The 17437-nt window shown below is 68.0% G+C and carries 12 protein-coding genes; 8 read left to right on the top strand and 4 right to left on the bottom strand.

Translation table 11 applies throughout. The annotated features are described in order from the left end of the window. The first annotated feature begins 61 nt into the window (after positions 1 to 61). The 5 genes from WG903_RS07330 to WG903_RS07310 all read left to right on the top strand — a co-directional run bounded on the left by WG903_RS07330 (position 62) and on the right by WG903_RS07310 (position 9821). Positions 62 to 631, top strand: a complete 570-nt coding sequence (locus tag WG903_RS07330) for a cytochrome b (protein ID WP_340073782.1) — start codon at positions 62 to 64, stop codon at positions 629 to 631. Further along, positions 628 to 1575, top strand: a complete 948-nt coding sequence (locus tag WG903_RS07325; protein WP_340073779.1) for a beta-propeller fold lactonase family protein — start codon at positions 628 to 630, stop codon at positions 1573 to 1575. The genes WG903_RS07330 and WG903_RS07325 overlap by 4 nt, the downstream gene beginning before the upstream one ends. Before the next feature lie 205 nt (positions 1576 to 1780). Then, a complete protein-coding gene (locus WG903_RS07320; protein ID WP_340073777.1) occupies positions 1781 to 5938 on the top strand; it encodes an Ig-like domain-containing protein in 4158 nt (1385 codons plus the stop codon). A gap of 80 nt (positions 5939 to 6018) precedes the next feature. Continuing rightward, a complete protein-coding gene (locus WG903_RS07315) occupies positions 6019 to 7401 on the top strand; it encodes a Bug family tripartite tricarboxylate transporter substrate binding protein (protein WP_340073775.1) in 1383 nt (460 codons plus the stop codon). 179 nt (positions 7402 to 7580) lie between these two features. Continuing rightward, positions 7581 to 9821, top strand: coding sequence for a carbohydrate binding domain-containing protein (locus WG903_RS07310; protein ID WP_340073773.1), 2241 nt, complete (start codon positions 7581 to 7583; stop codon positions 9819 to 9821). 32 nt (positions 9822 to 9853) lie between these two features. On the opposite strand, the gene WG903_RS07305 is transcribed toward WG903_RS07310, so the two are convergent. Continuing rightward, positions 9854 to 10357, bottom strand: coding sequence for a phosphate-starvation-inducible PsiE family protein (locus WG903_RS07305; RefSeq protein ID WP_340073771.1), 504 nt, complete (start codon positions 10355 to 10357; stop codon positions 9854 to 9856). A gap of 245 nt (positions 10358 to 10602) precedes the next feature. Between WG903_RS07305 and WG903_RS07300 the strand changes: the two genes are divergently transcribed. After that, on the top strand, positions 10603 to 10767 hold the full coding sequence (locus WG903_RS07300; RefSeq protein WP_340073769.1) for a hypothetical protein: 165 nt from the start codon (positions 10603 to 10605) through the stop codon (positions 10765 to 10767). Positions 10768 to 11647: 880 nt separating this feature from the next. Here WG903_RS07300 and WG903_RS07295 read toward each other — a convergent pair. Continuing rightward, a complete protein-coding gene (locus tag WG903_RS07295; RefSeq protein ID WP_340073766.1) occupies positions 11648 to 12304 on the bottom strand; it encodes an MEDS domain-containing protein in 657 nt (218 codons plus the stop codon). 182 nt (positions 12305 to 12486) lie between these two features. Between WG903_RS07295 and WG903_RS07290 the strand changes: the two genes are divergently transcribed. Together WG903_RS07290 and WG903_RS07285 are read left to right on the top strand one after the other, a co-directional pair. Then, the gene (locus WG903_RS07290; RefSeq protein ID WP_340073764.1) at positions 12487 to 13653 is read left to right on the top strand and encodes an FIST signal transduction protein; all 1167 of its coding nucleotides are present in this window, start codon (positions 12487 to 12489) and stop codon (positions 13651 to 13653) included. Then, a complete protein-coding gene (locus WG903_RS07285; RefSeq protein WP_340073761.1) occupies positions 13650 to 15260 on the top strand; it encodes a hybrid sensor histidine kinase/response regulator in 1611 nt (536 codons plus the stop codon). The genes WG903_RS07290 and WG903_RS07285 overlap by 4 nt, the downstream gene beginning before the upstream one ends. Before the next feature lie 26 nt (positions 15261 to 15286). Here the strand turns inward: WG903_RS07285 and WG903_RS07280 are convergent, their stop codons facing one another. Then, a complete protein-coding gene (locus WG903_RS07280) occupies positions 15287 to 16690 on the bottom strand; it encodes an MATE family efflux transporter (protein ID WP_340073758.1) in 1404 nt (467 codons plus the stop codon). Beyond that, entirely contained in the window at positions 16687 to 17388 is a 702-nt protein-coding gene (locus WG903_RS07275; protein WP_340073756.1) for an SDR family oxidoreductase, read from the bottom strand. The genes WG903_RS07280 and WG903_RS07275 overlap by 4 nt, the downstream gene beginning before the upstream one ends. Positions 17389 to 17437: the final 49 nt, after the last annotated feature.

The following is a 17437-nucleotide window of genomic DNA, read 5'->3' as shown; positions in this document are numbered from 1 at the left end:
TCGAGTTTACACAGCGCGCACGTGTTTGGGGCATCATCCAATCGCAATCGATGCAAGCCGCATGACTCTTTCGGGCGATCGACCTCACGTTTCACCGGCCGTAGCGCCCTACTCGCGCGCTACGGTCGCGCTGCACTGGCTGCTCGCCGTGCTGCTCATCGCGCAACTCGTGCTCGGCTGGTGGATGGTGGACCTTCCCAAGTCGCCACCCGGACTGCGCGCCGGGTGGTTCAACGTCCACAAGTCCATCGGCATCGTCCTGGCGGTCCTCGTCGCCCTGCGGCTCGCGTGGCGCGCGTCGCACCCCGCGCCAGCGGCGCACGCCCTGCCCGCATGGCAACTGGCGGCAGCACAGGCGACGCACGGGGCTCTGTATGCCTGCATGCTCCTCATGCCGGTGAGCGGGTTCCTCGGCTCCAGCTTCACCCGCTATCCCATCCGTTTCTTCGGGGCCGCGTTGCCGCTGCCGCATGCCGACTGGCCCGCGGCCAAGCAGCTGATGGCGGACTTCCACCTTGCGGCCGCGTATGCGTTCGTGGTGCTCGTCGCACTGCACGTGGCGGCCTCGGCATGGCACTGGCTGCAGCACGACGGCGTGGCCGCGCGAATGGGGATTCCTTCCCTGCGATGAAAAGCCTTCGCCTCTATGTCGCCCTCCTCGCGCTGCATTCCGCGAGCGTGCTGGCCGCGCCCTTCGCCTACGTGCCCAACGAGAAGTCGGGTAGCGTGAGCATCGTCGACACGCAAACGCAGCAAGTCACCGGCGAAATCCGCACCGGCGGGCGCCCGAGGGGCGTGGCGGTCGGCGCGGACGGCGCCACGCTCTTCATCAGCGAACAGGAGTCGGGTTCGCTCCTGCTCATCGATACGGCGCTTCGCCGGGAGCGCGGGCGGATCGCTCTCGGCGCGTCTCCGGAAGGCATCTCCGTGTCGCGCGACGGCCAATGGCTGGCCGCGGCGATCGAAGAAGAAAATGCCGTCGTGCTCGTCGATGTCGCGAACGGCCGCGTCGCCGCCCGCATCCGCGTGGAGGGCAAGAACCCCGAGCACACGGCCTTCTCGCCCGACGGACGCTGGCTGCTGGCGGGAGCGGAGGACGCGGCGCAGGTCGACGTCATCGACGTGGGCGAGCGCCGGCAGGTCGCGAGCATCGCCGTGGGCCGGCGCCCCCGCGGCATCGCCTTCACGCCGGACGGCCGCCGCGCCGTCGTCGCTTGCGAACTCGACAGCACGGTGCACGTCATCGACATGGCGACGCGCAAGGTAGAGCGCACGATCGCTGCCGGGCAGTTCGCCAACGGTGTGGCGATCAGCCCCGACGGCTCGCGCGCCTACGTCTCCAATGGGCGCGGCGCCAGCGTTTCGGTGGTCGACCTCGCGCGCGGCGAAGTCGTCGCAACGGTGGGCGTCGGGCAGCGGCCATGGAACATGGCCCTCTCGCCCGACGGCGCCCGGCTCTATGTGGCGAATGGGCGCTCCAACAGCGTCACGATCATCGACACCGTGGCGCTCGTGCGCGTGATGGACATTGGAGTCGGCGAGTCGCCCTGGGGCGTGGCTGTTTCCGCGCGCTAGCGGGCGGTCTCCGAACTCGGCGCTAGGGCTCTAAGTCACAAGGTCGCTGCATCGTTGGATGCAGGCGAATCGCGACAGGAGTTCCTGCGCCGCGCCATCCATACAGTTCCAGTCCCTGCGACGCAGTTCCGCGCGCAGCCGCATCTCCCCCGCCAGCGCGCGCGGCGGCTCCCCCGCTGCCCGATCCCCTTCCCTGGATCCCCCCATGAGCACCGTTTCCCGCGTCAACACGTCGACCGCCGACGAACAGAGCTGGTCCGACATCGCCGCCCTGCCCGATGGCGGCTATGTCGTCGCCTGGCACTCCTTCCAGCCCGGAAGCGACTTCGGCGACATCTACTTCCAACGCTACGGCGCCGACGGCAACGCCGCCGGGGCCGAGACCCGCGTGAACACCACGACGGCCAACATGCAGATGATGCCCGCCATCACGGCGCAAGCCGGCGGCTTCGTCGTCGTCTGGACTTCGAACGAGGCGGACGGCAGCTCGGAGGGGGTGCTCAGCCAGAGATTCGCGGCCGACGGCACGCCGATCGGCGGCGAGACCCTGGTCAACACGCAGACAGTGGGCACGCAAAGCGTTGCCGACGCCGGCGGCCTGGCGGACGGCGGCTACCTGGCCGCCTGGGTCTCGGGCGATGGCGACGACTACGGCATCTACACGCAGCGCCATGCGGCCGACGGTTCGCGCGTGGGCGGCGAAGTGCGCGCCAATACCACCACCGCGGGCAACCAGGGCGATCCCATGGTGGCCGGCCTCGCCGGCGGCGGCTGGGTCGTCACCTGGATTTCGCCGGACGTGGGGTTCACATGGGGCGTGTCCGCGCAGCGCTTCAACGCCGACGGCACTTTCGCCGGCGCCGAGACGCGTGTGAACACGACGATCGCCGACAACCAGATGTCGCCGGAAGTGGCCGCACTGGCGGACGGCGGCTATGTGGTCGCATGGACCTCGTACTCGCAGGAAGGCGACCTGGGCGGCATCTACTCGCAGCGCTACGCGGGCGACGGCAGCCCCGTCGGCGGCGAGACGCTCGTGAACACGGTGATCGCCGAAGAGCAGACGGCACCGACCATCACCGGCCTCGATGAAGGCGGATGGGTGGTTGCATGGCATTCGTTCGCGAACGGCGCACCGGTCATCGAGGCGCAGCAGTTCGCGGCGGACGGCAGCCGCGTCGGCGGCGAAACGCGCATCAGCCCCGCCGACTTCACCGACGGGCAGACGCGCCCCGCCATCACCGCTCTCGAAGGCGGCGGCTACGCCGTGTCATGGGAAGGCTACGTCGACCCGGCGAGCGGCCTGGACATCTACAGCACGCGCTTCGGTGTGCCGGCTCCGGTCGACCCGGGCAACGTCGCACCGACGTTCGCGGCGGTCATACCCGGCATGGCCGTGATGGCCCTGGGCGATGGGACAAACGACTACGCGCGCACAACGATCACGCTGCCGGATGGAAAGATTCTCCTCGCGGCCAACATCGACTACAGGACGGCCACCGTGCTGCGCCTGAACGCCGACGGTACCCTGGACACGACTTTCAACGGCACGGGCAGCTCCACCAGCGTCAGCGGTTTTGCGGCGGCCGACATGGTGTTGCAGGCCGACGGCAAGATGGTGGTCGGGGGCACGCAAAACTCGGGCGGCTTCGGCGTCATCCGCTACAACACGGACGGCAGCCTGGACACGTCGTTCAACGGAACCGGCGTTGCCAGCGTCCAGGTCGGCCCCGCCAGCGAGAGCGGCCAGGCTGTCGCGGTGCAGGCCGACGGCAGGATCCTGGTCGCGGGCATGGCCAACTGGCACCCGGTCAACGGCTACCAGACGTTCGCGATTGCGCGCCTGAACAGCAACGGCAGCCTCGACACGACTTTCAACGGGACCGGCTCCGAGCTCATCGGCCTGGGCAACAGGTTCAGCGTGATCCGCGACATCGCGTTGCAAGCCGACGGGAAGATCGTCGTCGCGGGCTCCAACGACAACAGCGACTTCCAGGTGATGCGCCTGAATTCGAACGGCTCCCTCGACACGAGCTTCAGCGGCGACGGGATTGCCACCACCGACTTCGGCTCCGGGGGCCAGTTCGGCACACCCGACTCGGCCACAGGCATCGCGATGCAGTCCGACGGCAAGATACTCGTCGCAGGCGGTTCGGGCGGTTCGTTCGCCATCGCGCGCTACAACACCGACGGCACCCTCGACACCGCCTTCAACGGCACAGGCAAGGTCCTGACAAACCTCGTGCCCACCGCCAACGTATCGGTCCAGGGCATCGCGCTGCAGGCCGACGGCAAGTTCGTGGTGACCGGGTATGCCGATGAGGCCCATTCCGACGTGGTGACCATGCGCTACAACGCGAACGGCAGCGTGGACACCACCTTCAACGGCACCGGCTACGTCCTCACCGACTTGCACGGCAACACCGAGATGGGCGGCAGCGTGTCGGTGCAGGCGGACGGCAAGATCGTCGTTGCCGCCTCCACCACGGAAGGCATCGAGGCCGACGTGCTCGTGGCGCGGTACAACGCCGACGGCAGCCTCGACACGAGCTTCCACGGCGCGCCGGTCGACACGCTCTCCGCAGGCTCGACTTTCATCGAGAACGCGGCGCCGGTCTTCCTCGACAGCTCTGTCGCGGTCTTCGACGCGAACCTCGCCGCGCTCGACGGCGGCGTGGGCAACTACGCGGGCTCCAGCATCACGGTGCAGCGCATGGGCGGCGCGTCGGGCGAGGACACCTTCGCGGGCGGCGGCAACCTGACGCTGGCGGCGGGCGACGCGGTGCTGGGCGGCATCACGATCGGCACCTACACCAACGCAGGCGGCTCGCTCGCGATCGCCTTCAACGGCAACGCGACACAGTCTCGCGTCAACGAAGCGCTTTCGAGCATCACCTATTCGAGCAATTCCGACACGCCGTCCGGCCAGGTGCAGGTGGCCTGGACCTTCGACGACGGCAACACGGGCGCGCAGGGAACGGGCGGCGCGTTGCAGGCCGTCGGCGACACGACGATGCGGCTCATCCCCGCCAACGATGCGCCCACCGGCGAAGTGATGATCTCGGGCACGCCAAGGCAGGGCGAGGTGCTCACCGCCTCCGACTCGCTTGCCGACGCCGACGGCATGGGCACCGTGGGCTACCAGTGGCAGGCCGACAGCACCGACATCGCCGGCGCAACCGGCGCGACGCTCCTGCTGGGCGAGAGCGAGGTGGGCAAGACCATCACGGTGATCGCGAGCTACTTCGACCAGGCCGGCAGCTACGAGCAGGTGGCTTCGGCCGCGACGGCGCCCGTGGCGGTCCTCGTCGCGGACAGCACGCCGCCGGTTGTCACCTCGTTCAGCCCTTCCGACGAAACCGTCGGCGTCCCCATCGGCGCGAACGTGGTCGTGACCTTCAGCGAAGACGTACTGCGCGGAAGCGGCAATGTCGTGCTGCAGAAGGCCGACGGCACGGTGGTGGAAACCTTCGACACGGCGGCCAGCACGCGCGTGTCGATCGCCGGCGGCGAAGTGACGATCGATCCCACCGCCGACCTGGCCGCTGGCACCGAGTACCGGCTGACGTTCGCGGCGGGCACGTTCAAGGACGCCGCCGGCAATGCTTACGCGGGCTCGAGCGACTTCAACTTCATCACGGCGGGCGGCCAGGCACTGGGCGGCACGTCGGGCGCCGACACGCTCGTGGGGGGCGTCGGCGCCGACTCGCTGGCAGGCGGGGCCGGCACGGACTCGCTGGCCGGCGGAGCGGGCGCGGACACGCTCGACGGCGGCACGGGCGCGGACACGATGGACGGCGGCGCAGGCGACGACACCTTCATCGTCGACATCTCGAAGGACGTGGTCATCGAAGCCGCCAATGGAGGCATCGACTCGATCCTGTCGTCGGTGAACATGGTGCTGGTCGCCGGTGTGGAGAACCTGACCCTCACCGGGAGCACGGCCAAGAGCGCCACGGGCAACGCGCTGGACAACGCGATCACGGGCAATGCGCAGGCCAACGTGATCAATGGCGCAGCCGGCGCGGACGTGCTGACCGGCGGCGCCGGCGGCGACCGCTTCGTCTACCTCTCGGCGGCCGACAGCGACGGGCTGCACACCGACGTGATCACGGACTTCCGGCCGGCCGAGGGCGACCACATCGACCTCGCCAAGATGGATGCGAACAGCGCGAAGAAGGGCCTCCAGTCCTTCACGTTCATCGGCAGCGCCGAATTCAGCGCGAACGCGACCGGGCAGCTGCGCTTCGACAGCGCGACGCACAAGCTCTATGGCAGCACCAATGCCGACGGCGCCGCGGAGTTCGTCGTGGAGCTGACGGGGGTGGCCACGCTGGTGGCTTCGGACCTCATCCTCGCCTGAGCGCGTGCGCGGCGGTGCGGCACCGGGCACCGGCTGATCGGCCTTCGGCTGGGGGCGCTGCCCTATGATGTGCCACGCCCATGCTGATTCACCCACCGATCCGGCGCCGTGCGTTCATCGCCGCGTTGTGCGCAAGCAGCGTGCTGCCCGCCGCGAAGGCCGCGCGGCCGTTGCGCCTGATCGTGCCCGCGCCCGCCGGCGGCACGACCGATTTCGTTGCGCGAAAGCTCGCCGACGTCCTGCAGCGCACGGCCGGCCTGCAGGCCGTGATCGAGAACCTTCCCGGCGTGGGGGGCACCGTCGCGACGGATGCCCTCCTCGCTGCGCCGGCGGACGGGTCGGTCTTCCTCCTGTCGCCGGATTCGCTGGTCACCGAAGTGCCGTATACCGTCAAGCCGCGCTACGACCCTTTCGCGGACATCGTGCCGCTGGCGCAAGTCGCATCCACAGGGCTCGTGCTGGTGGCAAGCGCCTCGGTCGGCGTGCAAAGCGTCCCGGACATGGTCCGCTACGTGAAAGCCCAGCCGGCCCCCGTGCCGATCGCGTCGTTCGGCGCCGGCACCGCTTCGCATGTGAAGGTCCTGCAGCTCGCCAAGGCTGCGGGTGCCGACCTGCTGCACGTCGGCTACAGGGGTTCGCCGCCGGCACTCCTCGACGTGATCGCGGGTCGCGTGCCCTTCATGTTCGATGGCATCGCCACTTCGCTGCCGCACATTCGCGGCGGGGCGTTGAAGGCGCTGGCCGTGACGAGCGCAGCGCCCGCCGAGGTGCTGCCGGGCGTGCCGACGCTTGCCGAACTCGGCTACGGCGAACTCACGCAAGCTGTCGGCATCACCCTGTTCACGACGCCTTCGAATCCCGCAGGCATCGTCGCCGACCTGCGGGCGCGCGTGCTCGCTGCGCTGTCGGATCCGACCTGGTGGCCGCTTTCAAGGCGGCCGGCCTGCAGGCCGCATCGCCGCGCCAGGGCATCGCGGAGCTTCGCGAAGCCCTTCGCAGGGACCATGAACGCACCGGCAGGGTGTTACGCTCCGTCGGGTACCAACCCCTCTCATAGCAGCAAGTTGGAGGTGACTGTGCCGCGAAGCAACTCCAAGGGCCTGTTCGCCGTGTCGGTTTCCTACGGCCCATCGATGGTGCTGATAGCGTGCTCGGGGCCCGCCACGGTGCTCGAGATCTGCGGGGCGCTCACCTTCGGCGCCGAAGTCTCGCGGCGCTCCATGCGCCCGCTCTTCCTCTTCGACCTCCTGGCGGTGGACTTCGACGGCACGGATGCCGACCGCGTCGAGATGGGCCACGTGGCAGCCGGCCTCCTGCACGCCGTCGACCGCATCGCGGTGGTCCTGAAGGAAGAACAGAACACGCACCTCGGCGAGCGCCAGGCGCAGCAGGAGGGGCTGCGCATCCGCAACTTCGAAAATCTTCCCGACGCCATCGAGTGGCTTTCGTCGGCGAACACCTGAGCTTCGAACCCCAGCAGTCCTGAAGCTCAGCGTCAACTGGGCGCAGGACAAATTACACCGCCAGCGCTGCTGGTCCACGTGATTGACCCGGAAGTCCCCGCCGCACGCGCTGCGTCCGGACAATCGGCCCCTTTCCGACGATCACGTACGACATGTCTGACAAACGTAAAAAGCAAGCAGTGGCGGCCCTGTTCTCCGGCGTCACTGTGGTCGCGCTTGCCGCGGCGACGACGCAACTCGCGGCGCCACTGGTGACGACGGCTGCGACCGCGCCTGCCGTGACTGCGGCGACGAACCTGCTGAGCAACCCCGGCTTCGAAAATGCCTGGACGGGTTGGGCGAACTGGGGCAACGCGTCCGTCGTCACCGGCCAGTCGAGCTCGGGCAGCTACGCGTTGCGCGTCGGAACCGCCGCGGGAGGTGCCGGCCACGACGTGACTGGCGTGGTCGCCGGCACCACCTACACCCTGACCGCGCAGGTCAAGGTGAGCGGTGCTTCCGAGGTCGGCTTCGTGGGCGTGAACTTCCTCGATGCGGCGGGCAACGTGATTCGGCAAGGATCGGCGACGGTCAGCACCACCACGTATTCGCAAGCACGCGTGCAGGTTGTCGCACCGGCCAATGTGGCGAGGGCCGTCGTCTACGTCTGGAAGAACGCCGGCTCGGGCTATGTGTACGTGGACGACTTCGTCTTCTCCGCGGGCACGGCCACCGCTGCTCCTGCACCCGCACCCACGCCGGTTCCCGCGCCCGCGCCCACGCCGGCTCCTGCGCCCGCACCAGCTCCTGCGCCCGCACCGGCACCGGTACCAGCTCCCGCACCAGCACCCGCGCCCGCTCCTGCCGTGGCACCGGCTCCCGCACCCGTCGTGGCACCGGCTCCGGCAGTGCCGGCGGCACCGGCAGGCCTTCTCAGCAACGGCGGCTTCGAAAGCGCCTGGACCGGGTGGTCGAACTGGGGGAATGCATCGGTGGTCACGGGGCAATCGAGCTCGGGCAGCTATGCGCTGCGCGTGGGAACCGCCGCCGGAGGCGCGGCGCACGACGTGACAGGCATCGTCGCCGGGACGACCTACGTGCTGACCGTGCAGCTCAAGGTGAGCGACGCATCGGAAACCGGCTTCGTCGGCGTGAACTTCCTGGACCCGTTGGGCACCGTCATCGGGCAAGGGTCCACATCGGTCAGCACCACCACGTATTCGCAGGCACGCGTGCAGGTGACGGCTCCGGCGAATGTGGCGAGGGCCGTGGTCTACGTCTGGAAGAACGCCGGCGCGGGGTCGGTGTACGTCGACGATTTCGTCTTCTCCGTTGCGGGCAGCGCGGCGGCACCGGCGCCCGCGCCCTCTCCTGCACCGGCGCCGGCACCGGTGGCGCAGCCGGGGTCGACGATCCTCGGCGACTGCCCGATGTTCCCGGCGACGTCGATCTTCAACACCCGCATCGACGACACGGCGCGTTTCCCCACGCACCCGAGCAGCACCGCCTGGGTGAACCTGGTCGGCGGGGGAACGCAGTTCATGGGCAACTGGGGCAACAGCAGCAACCCCGCGAACACGAACGACTACTGGGGCATCCCGATCAACTACGTGGGCGGAACGAGCGGCGCCACCAACTGGCCCGTCGTCTCGTTCGATTACGCCAGTTCGGGTGTGTGGAACACGCCCAGCTATCCGGAGAAGAGCGATTGCGCCGTGACGAGCGGCAGTGGCTACGCCGTGACGCGCGATTGCACGACGGTGCCCGCCAGCGCGCGGCGCTTCCCGTTCCCCAGTGGCGTGACCCTGGCCGAAGGCGGCAACTGCGGCGGCCCCGGCACCTGCGGCGACCACCACGTGCTGGTCGTCGAAAAGGGCGTGTGCCGCCTGTGGGAGTCGTACTACGCGCACAACCTCGGCGGCAAGTGGTACGCGGTCTCCACCGCAGCCTGGGACCTGAAGTCCAATGCCTTGCGGCCCGACCAGTGGGGCTCGTCCGATGCGGCCGGCCTGCCGATCACGCCGCTGCTCGCGAAGGCGGCGGAAGCGTCCACCGGCGAGATCCGCCATGCGCTGCGCGTCACCTTCCGCGACAGCGCGATCGACACGGCCCACACGTGGCCGGGCCGATTCGGCGCCGGCGGCGCCAACCCCGGCGCGATCCCGTTCGGCTCGCTGCTGCGCCTGCGCGCGGACTTCGTGGTGCCCGACAGCTGGGACCCGCAAGCCAAGGCGGTCGCGAACGCGGCCAAGCGCTACGGCCTGTACGTGGCCGACAACGGCATGGACTTCTACGTGCAGGGCGAACCCAGCGACGGCTGGCATGCGGCCGCGTGGAGCCAGCTGCGCTCGATCACGATGAACAACATGGAGTTCGTCGACCTGAAGTCGATCACCAGCGACCCGCGCTTCGACCGCAACTCGATGCAGGCGAGCTGGTAGGCGGGAAAGGGCCCTGCCGCGGCCCGGACTCTTCAGGCGCCGGTCGCTTCCGCACGCTCCTGCTGCGATTCGAGCCGGTCGTCGCGCTCGCGCAGCAGCCAGTAGACGATCCCCAGCACCAGCGTCGCCCCAGCCAGCGCGGCGATCGTCGCCGGGCCGATGGCAGCGGTGTCGAGGATGACGAACTTGCGGCTGAGCGCCAGCAGCGCGATCAGCACCACCGTCTTGACCTGCACGATGCTCTCGCGCCGCAGCGCGACCCGGACGATGGAGTGCTTGAACTCCAGCGCGATCAGCAAAGTCATCACCATGCCGAACAGGCCCTGGAAGACGCCGTGGTCCAGCGGATCGATCACGCCGGTGAGCAGCAGCGGGATGACCCGCGCGCACAGCTGGACCAGGGCCAGCGCGATCACCAGCGCGATGACGAGCGAGAGCACGACGACGACCACTTGCTCGAAGCGCTCGTAGGCGGTCATCAGCGGCCAGTAGCGGCGCGTTTCGCGCATCAGCCGGGGACGGGGCTGCTGTTCCATGATGACTCTCCTTCGGCCGGCGCGGATGGCCGACAAGGTGCATGGTAGCCCCCGGCCGTGCAGCGGCGATGCGAGCCGTTCCGCTTCTGGCCGGAAGCAGCTGTCAGCCGCAAGGTCTCCTACACGCGTCTGGTGTAAAGCGACCTCCTACGGCCACCGATCCTCTTTTCTCACAGGTAAGTCACATCCGGTGCCCTACCGTGAACGGTGCCCGGAATGGTCCGGTTCACTTCCAAGGAACTCACATGCCGCAATCGACCAAAGACAGCCAGGGTGGAAAGACCCACGCGAAAAAGACGCAGCACGCGAGCGGCGCCGTCTCTGACAAGGCGGCGAAGAAATCGGGCCGCTCCAGTGCGTCGCCGACCGGTCCCCTCAAGCATGGCGAGAAGAAAACGACTCCCCGATGAGGCTGCCCCTCGAGGGCAGTCCGATCCCGAGGAGCACAAGCGCCCCGAAGGCAAGGCGCGTGGATGGAACAGCATGAACAAGCCGCAAAGCGGCGGCAAGAACATGCACACGCGCGTGAAGGTCCCATTTGGCCCCACCGGCGGTTCGGGTCGAAAGACCAACCTGTCCCGCTCGTCCTGAAGGAGTCTGGAGGCGCGGCCATCAGCGGGCGGGTCGCGACGAGCATCGCGAGCGAATGTGTTTTTGCAAACATTCGGGGCATGCCCCCAACTTCCAAGACGGCGTTCAACACGGGCTCATTCCAAAATGGCTGGTCCAGACTGCCTTTGTAGAATGCGCAGCCAAGAGTCCATTTGGCACTTCACGGGGACCAATGCGAACTCGCCAACACTTCATCGACCTATACCACGCCGCGACCGAGAAAGAAGCGGATCTTTGGATCCAGGTCAAGGACAAAGGTCCAGGCATGCCCGGGGTACGACCCTGACCTGTGGAAGCAGTGGTTGGACTCCGTTGCCGCAACGACTGCTGCGTCGAAAGCGCTCAGGGAGGCCTTCAGCGAAGTGCCAGGCACCGGCGCATAGGTAGCTGCTCAGCCATGCGAATCTGGTTAACATTTCGGAATGCCAGAAAGCGCACGGCGACTTCACGACGAGTGGAAGCGGCTCGACGATCTAGCTCGGGAAGCAGAGCAGGAAATCAGTCGCAGCTGGGAGGCTTACTTTTCAGGAGCGGGCTCTCCGCCTGACAAGCACACCCTTGACTTGGTGCGAGACGCTCGAGCCCTCGCAAGCGAACGGCTTGCCGAGTTGATGGATCAGATGCGCCGCGCGGCCCCAAAGCAGTAGCGTTGCGCCGGAGGCCCTGGGTCACTGGCCTTCAATGCGTGGTGGACGGCCTTGCCGGCGACTCCGCGCGCTTGCGAAGCGCAAGTTTGCTCAAGTAGGTCACCGGGTCGACGTAATACGGGTTCGTGTGCACCTTCCCATTGATGATCACATGGGAGTGCGTTGCCAGCACGTCGGTGATGACGCGCCCACTGAAGCGGTTCACGTCGTACGCGCACAGCAACGTGCGGTCGTGGTGCGCTGCGAGCAGGTTCACGCGCGCCTCGTACATTATGAGCTCGTCGGTGCCCGGCAGGTTCTTGAGCGCCCATTCCATGTCGCCCATCGTGCGCACGGATTTGTAGGGCCCGCTGGCCGCGTTGCGCAACACTTCCTCGAGCATCGCGTACATGCGCTCGACCACGAAGATATTGTCTTTCAGGTATGACTCCTCGGAGGCAAGCACCTTCAGCTGGCCCGACTCCATTCCCGCACCCACGGGGATGCCCGCCCCGGACATGCGCCGGATGTGCTCGTCGTGGTATGCGGATTCCACGATGGTCACGACCTCGTCGCCTGTCTCGAGGCCCTCGCGGAAGTAAGGGTTGAGCACGTCGTACTGCTCTTCCCGGGAATCGAAGAAGGCGCAGACGTGCTGCAGCCCGTCGAGCGACTCGCCGCAGAGGGATATTTTTCGGTGTTTGTGCATGACTGCGTGTCCAGGGGACACTTATGTATCCGCAACGATGACCCGGCTGTCTGTAGGACGATGTCCCGACTCCGCCAGAACCGCCAAATTCCGTAGGCGGGCCTCGCGAGGAATAGTCGGCTTTGTCTGACTCGACGTCATCATGCCCAGCCGCATACTCGTTTCCTTTTCGGGGGACCCTCATGACCCAGACCCATATTGCCTTCAGCCAGACGGTCGACAGCGCTCGCGCAGGCGCAGAGCTCGGCCGATCCATCCGCGGGGCATTCGCGGGCGCGCCGGCCCATGCTGTCGTGGTCTTCGCTTCGGCAGTGCACGACTACCCCAAGCTGCTTGAGGCACTCGCCGAGCATGCCGGCACTCGCGTGATCGCCGGGGCCTCGTCGGCGGGCGAGTTCACGGACAAGGACCGCGGCGAAGGGCGGGTGTCCGCGCTTGCCATCCGCTCGCCGGAGATGAAATTCTCCGTCGGCCTTGGGCAGGGCGTGGGCACCGATCCCGCCGATGCTGCGCGGCAGACGGTGGAAGCGTTTGCGGGCATCCAGGACGCCGGGTACGCCTACCGCAACGCGCTGGTGATGACAGATGCGCTCGCCGGCCATGCGGATGCGCTGGTCGAGCAGCTCACCGTGCGCACCGGCGGCAACTACCGCTTCTTTGGCGGCGGCGCCGGTGACGACGGACGGTTCCAGACCACCCACGTCTTCGTGGGAACGCGCGCCTACACGAACGCGGTCGCGGCGCTGGAGATCCTCTCCCGCAAGCCGGTGGGCATCGGCGTCGCGCACGGCTGGGAGCCGGCGGGCGAAGGCCTGCGAGTCACCGAGGCCCGTGGCGCGCAGCTCGTCAGCCTCAATGGCGCACCGGCCGTGGAGGCCTTCGAGGCCCATGCGCGCCAGAGCGGCCAGAAGTTCGACCGCAAGGACCCGTTGCCTTTCTTCCTGCACAACGTCATCGGCATCCGCGGGGACGGCCCGCACCGCCTGCGCGTGCCCCTGGCCGTTGCGGCGGATGGCTCTGTCATGTGCGCTGCAAATGTTCCGGAAGGCACCATCGTGCACTTCATGAAGACCAGCAACGCCTCGGCCGTCCAGGCTGCGAGGCACGCAACGCAGGCTGCCATCGATGCGCTCGCCGGCGAGACTCCGGCCGCCGCGCTTGTCTTCGACTGCGTTGCCACGCGCCTGCGCATGGGCCGCGAGTTCGAGGACGAATTGCAGGCGTGCGCGAACCTGCTTGCCCCGGCGGGATTCGTGGGTTGCAACACCTATGGCCAGATCGCCCGCGCCGAAGGCCAGTTCAGCGGCTTTCACAATTGCACTGCGGTGGTCTGCGTACTGCCTTCGTGATCGATGCGCCGCCGCTCCAATCGCTGATTGCCGCCCTTGCCGAACCGGGCACTCGCGGCGAGGCGGCGCGCGCACTCGCGCACGCCGCCGGCGCAATGGAGCTGCTGCTGTTCGTCAAGGATCCCGAGCTCGATGTCTTCCTGCCTGCCCCGGGCATGCCGCAGACGCTGCCCTGCGCGAGCCAATGGCAGGCGGCCCTGCGTGACCGATGCTCCGATAGCGTCCACGCGAAGATCGAAGCCGGCGGCCAGGTGCTGGATGCAACTGTCGTGGTCGTCGGCCTGGCGGCCTTCGCGCTGCTGGGCAACCGGCGCTGCGAGTTTCCGTCCGCCCTGCTCGATTCCTTCCCCCTGCTGGCGAGCGCGCTGCGCGCGCAGCAGGACTTGCGCCTGGAAATCGCGTCGGCAGCCGAAGCCCGCGAAGCGGCGACGCAAGCGCGCGAACTTGCGCGGGCCCTCGATGCGGCACGCGCGGGTGCCGCGGAAGCCAATCGGCAACTGCAAGCGGAGCACGAGCACAAGGACCAGTTCCTCGCCATGTTGGCCCACGAGTTGCGCAACCCCCTGGCGCCGATCATGAGTGCGCTGGAAGTCCTCAGGCGGCTGGCGCCGGCAGGCGAAGCGCGCGCTGCGCGGTGCATGGAAATCATCGGCCGCCAGCTCCAGCAATTGACCCACCTGGTGGACGACCTCCTGGATGTGTCGCGGGTGAGCCGGGGCCTGATCGAGTTGCGCCGTGAGCCGATGACGTTGCATCGGGTCCTCGCTGCCGCGGTTGACTCGAGCCGGCCCGTCATCGAAAGCCGCCGCCATGCGTTCACGTTCGGGTCCGTGCCCGGGGGCGTGCGCGTCGACGCCGACGAGGTTCGTCTGACGCAGGTGTTCGCCAACCTCCTCAACAATGCCGCCAAGTACACGCCACCGGGTGGCGCGATCCGCCTCGAGGCCTTCGACCGCGGCGCGCATGTCGAGGTCCGCGTGTCGGATACCGGGGTCGGGATCCCGCGCGAGATGCTCACCAGCATCTTCGACCTGTTCAAGCAGGTCCCCGGCTCCCTCGACCGCGCGCCCGGTGGACTCGGCATCGGCCTGACGCTGGTGCGCACGCTCGTCGAACTCCATGGCGGAACGGTGCGGGCGGAAAGCGGCGGGCCCGGCATGGGCAGCACGTTCGTGGTGGTCCTTCCCGTCGCGCGCACGGCCGAGCGCGAAACAAGTCCCACCTCGGTCGCACCGGCCGGTCTGTCGCCGAGCCATGTGCTGATCGTCGACGACAACGAGGATGCGGCGCAGACACTGGCCGAAGCGCTGCGGCTTCAGGGCATGCAGGTGGCGGTGGCGCACAACGGGGCCGAAGCTTTGGACTGCATGTCATCGGGCGCGCTGCCCGACGTGGTGCTGCTCGACATCGGATTGCCGGACATGGATGGCTTTGAAGTCGCGCGCGAATGGCGCAGGCGTTTCGGCTCGGCGGCGCGCCTGATTGCGCTCACCGGCTATGGCTCCCCCGAAGATCGCTTGCGCACAGCGAGGGCGGGCTTCGATGCACACCTGGTCAAGCCTGTGGCGTTGGAAGAGCTGAACCGGTTGCTTCGAGCGGCGCACTGAACCGGAAGCCTCCCCATCCCGTTTGCTCAGTGGCGACCCGTGTCCCAGTTCGACAGATAAGTCGCCGCGGAGACCGTCACGCCCATCGCAACCAACCCCAGCGCGATGACAGCGTAAAGCGCCTCGGGTCCTGCGTGCACCACGTGAACCGCGATCCAGCCACCGACTGCGACGACGAGGAGTCGCGACGTGCTGGCCAGCAGCGGCCAGCGCATGCGCCCGGCGCCTTGCGACGCGAAAAACAGCGCCAGCCCCAACCCGAAGAATCCATAGGTTCCACCGACGATGCGCAGGTAGGTGCTGCCTGCGGCCGCTACGGCGGGGTCGGTGGTGAACATGTTCATCCATAGCGACGGCTGCACTGCGGCAACAAGGCCGATGGATCCGGTCACGAGCAAGACCACGCCCGCGCCCGCCCACGTGGCGCTCTTCGCACGTTCCGGCTGATGCGCACCGAGGTTTGTCGCCACCATCGCGGTCAGTGCGCCGCCGATGCCGAAAGCGATGGGCACGAGGATGTATTCGAGCCGGGCGGCAATGCCGTAGGCCGCGATCGTCAAGGTGCCGAACACGCCGACATAGGCAGTGGCTGCGAGGATGGCACCGTTGCTCAGGATGGGCCCGAGCGCCGAAGGCAGTGCCACACCGAGCACGCTGCGGAACGCGGCGCGGTGAATCTGCCACGAACCTCCGACGAGTCGAACTTGCGCATCGCGGCGCGACAGCCAAGCGAATAGCGCGATCGCCGTGACGGCATTGACAGTCACCGTGCTGGTGGCAGCGCCCGCAACCCCCAGCGCCGGGATGGGTCCGGCGCCGAACACGAGCACCGGGCAGAGCACCAGGTGCATCGCCGTCGTCGCCACCAACGCGACAGCGGCTGCCACCATGCCCCCTGTCCCGCGCACGATCCCCGTCAGCACGTTGACCGACCAGACCGCCGATGCGCCGGCAAAGAGCACCGCCGCGTACGACGATGCCTGGGCAAGGACGCCGTCCCGCGCGCCCATCGCCACGTACACCGCCGGGCCCGATGCCACCAGCGTGAAGAGCAACGACGCCGCGAGGCCGAGCAGCAAGGCATGCTGCGCCAGCCGGGTCGCATGCCGTGCATCACCCGCGCCTAGCGCCCTGGCCACCACGGCGGTCGTGCTGCCACCCAGCGCGCCAGCGGACATCTGCAGCATGAGCATCGCCAGCGGCAGCACGAGCGCAACGCCCGCCAGCGCGTCGGAACCCAGACGGCCGACGATGTACCCGTCGAAGCCGATCACGATCGTGTTGGCGAACAGGCCCAGGACATTGGGCGTCGCCAGGCGCAGTAGTGTCGGCAGCACGGGGCCATGCAACATGCGCTGTTTGGGCGTGGGCGTGGGCATCTTCGGGGCGGTGCCGGTGTTCGCGACGGCAGCGGGCGCGACGGCGCTCATGCGGCCGCCAGGTAAGCCGGGGTGGGCGTGGACAGCGACAGCTTCACGCCGCGCGTGCCGTCATCGGCCAACACTTCGTCCTGGCCCGCTTCGAGGCCGTCGAGCGCGATCCTCACGATTTCGTCGGGCGTGGCCTTCGGCATGTCGATGCCCTTGGTGAGGTCGGTGTCGACGAATCCCATGTGCAGCGCCGTGACCTGCGTGCCTTGTGCACGCAGCTCGTGGCGCAGGCCGTTCGTCAGCGCCCATGCCGCGGACTTGGTTGCGCCGTACGTGCCCAGCAGCGGACGGTTGATCCAGCTGGCGATGGACAGGACGTTCAGCATCGCGCCGCCCCCATGCGCGGCCAGCACGGGCGCGAAGGCCTGCGCCATGCGCTGCATGCCGAAGAAGTTCACCTCGAACTGCCGGCGGGTTGCATCGAGCGACGCATCCTGAAGGAAGCAGCCGAGTTCGGCGACGCCGGCATTGTTGATAACGATCTCCACGTCGCCGCAATCGCGCGCCGCGCGAGCCACCTGGCCGGCATCGGTGACGTCCAGCTGGATGGGCACCACACCCGCGAGCTTCACGGTCGACGGGTCGCGCGCGGCGGCGTACACGCGCTTCGCGCCGCGTGCCAGGGCTTCACGGGCGAAGGCGAGGCCGATGCCCCGGTTGGCGCCGGTGACGAGGACGGTGGCATTGGCGATGTTCATGGAGCGCTCCTTCTGAATATGATGATCGTCATATTGACGGCCGAAAAAA

The organism is Ramlibacter sp. PS4R-6, assembly GCF_037572775.1.
GTDB lineage: Bacteria > Pseudomonadota > Gammaproteobacteria > Burkholderiales > Burkholderiaceae_C > Ramlibacter.
The sequence above is the reverse complement of the archived record's forward strand: the minus strand, read 5'-3'. Positions and strand labels throughout refer to the sequence as shown.

Bases quoted from the DNA above. Each gene is read 5' to 3' on its own strand.
- WG903_RS07290 (WP_340073764.1), top strand. From the start codon at position 12,487: ATGACCCAGACCCATATTGCCTTCAGCCAGACGGTCGACAGCGCTCGC.
- WG903_RS07295 (WP_340073766.1), bottom strand. From the start codon at position 12,304: ATGCACAAACACCGAAAAATATCCCTCTGCGGCGAGTCGCTCGACGGG.
- WG903_RS07330 (WP_340073782.1), top strand. From the start codon at position 62: ATGACTCTTTCGGGCGATCGACCTCACGTTTCACCGGCCGTAGCGCCC.
- WG903_RS07305 (WP_340073771.1), bottom strand. From the start codon at position 10,357: ATGGAACAGCAGCCCCGTCCCCGGCTGATGCGCGAAACGCGCCGCTAC.
- WG903_RS07280 (WP_340073758.1), bottom strand. From the start codon at position 16,690: ATGAGCGCCGTCGCGCCCGCTGCCGTCGCGAACACCGGCACCGCCCCG.
- WG903_RS07275 (WP_340073756.1), bottom strand. From the start codon at position 17,388: ATGAACATCGCCAATGCCACCGTCCTCGTCACCGGCGCCAACCGGGGC.
- WG903_RS07315 (WP_340073775.1), top strand. From the start codon at position 6,019: ATGCTGATTCACCCACCGATCCGGCGCCGTGCGTTCATCGCCGCGTTG.
- WG903_RS07320 (WP_340073777.1), top strand. From the start codon at position 1,781: ATGAGCACCGTTTCCCGCGTCAACACGTCGACCGCCGACGAACAGAGC.
- WG903_RS07325 (WP_340073779.1), top strand. From the start codon at position 628: ATGAAAAGCCTTCGCCTCTATGTCGCCCTCCTCGCGCTGCATTCCGCG.
- WG903_RS07300 (WP_340073769.1), top strand. From the start codon at position 10,603: ATGCCGCAATCGACCAAAGACAGCCAGGGTGGAAAGACCCACGCGAAA.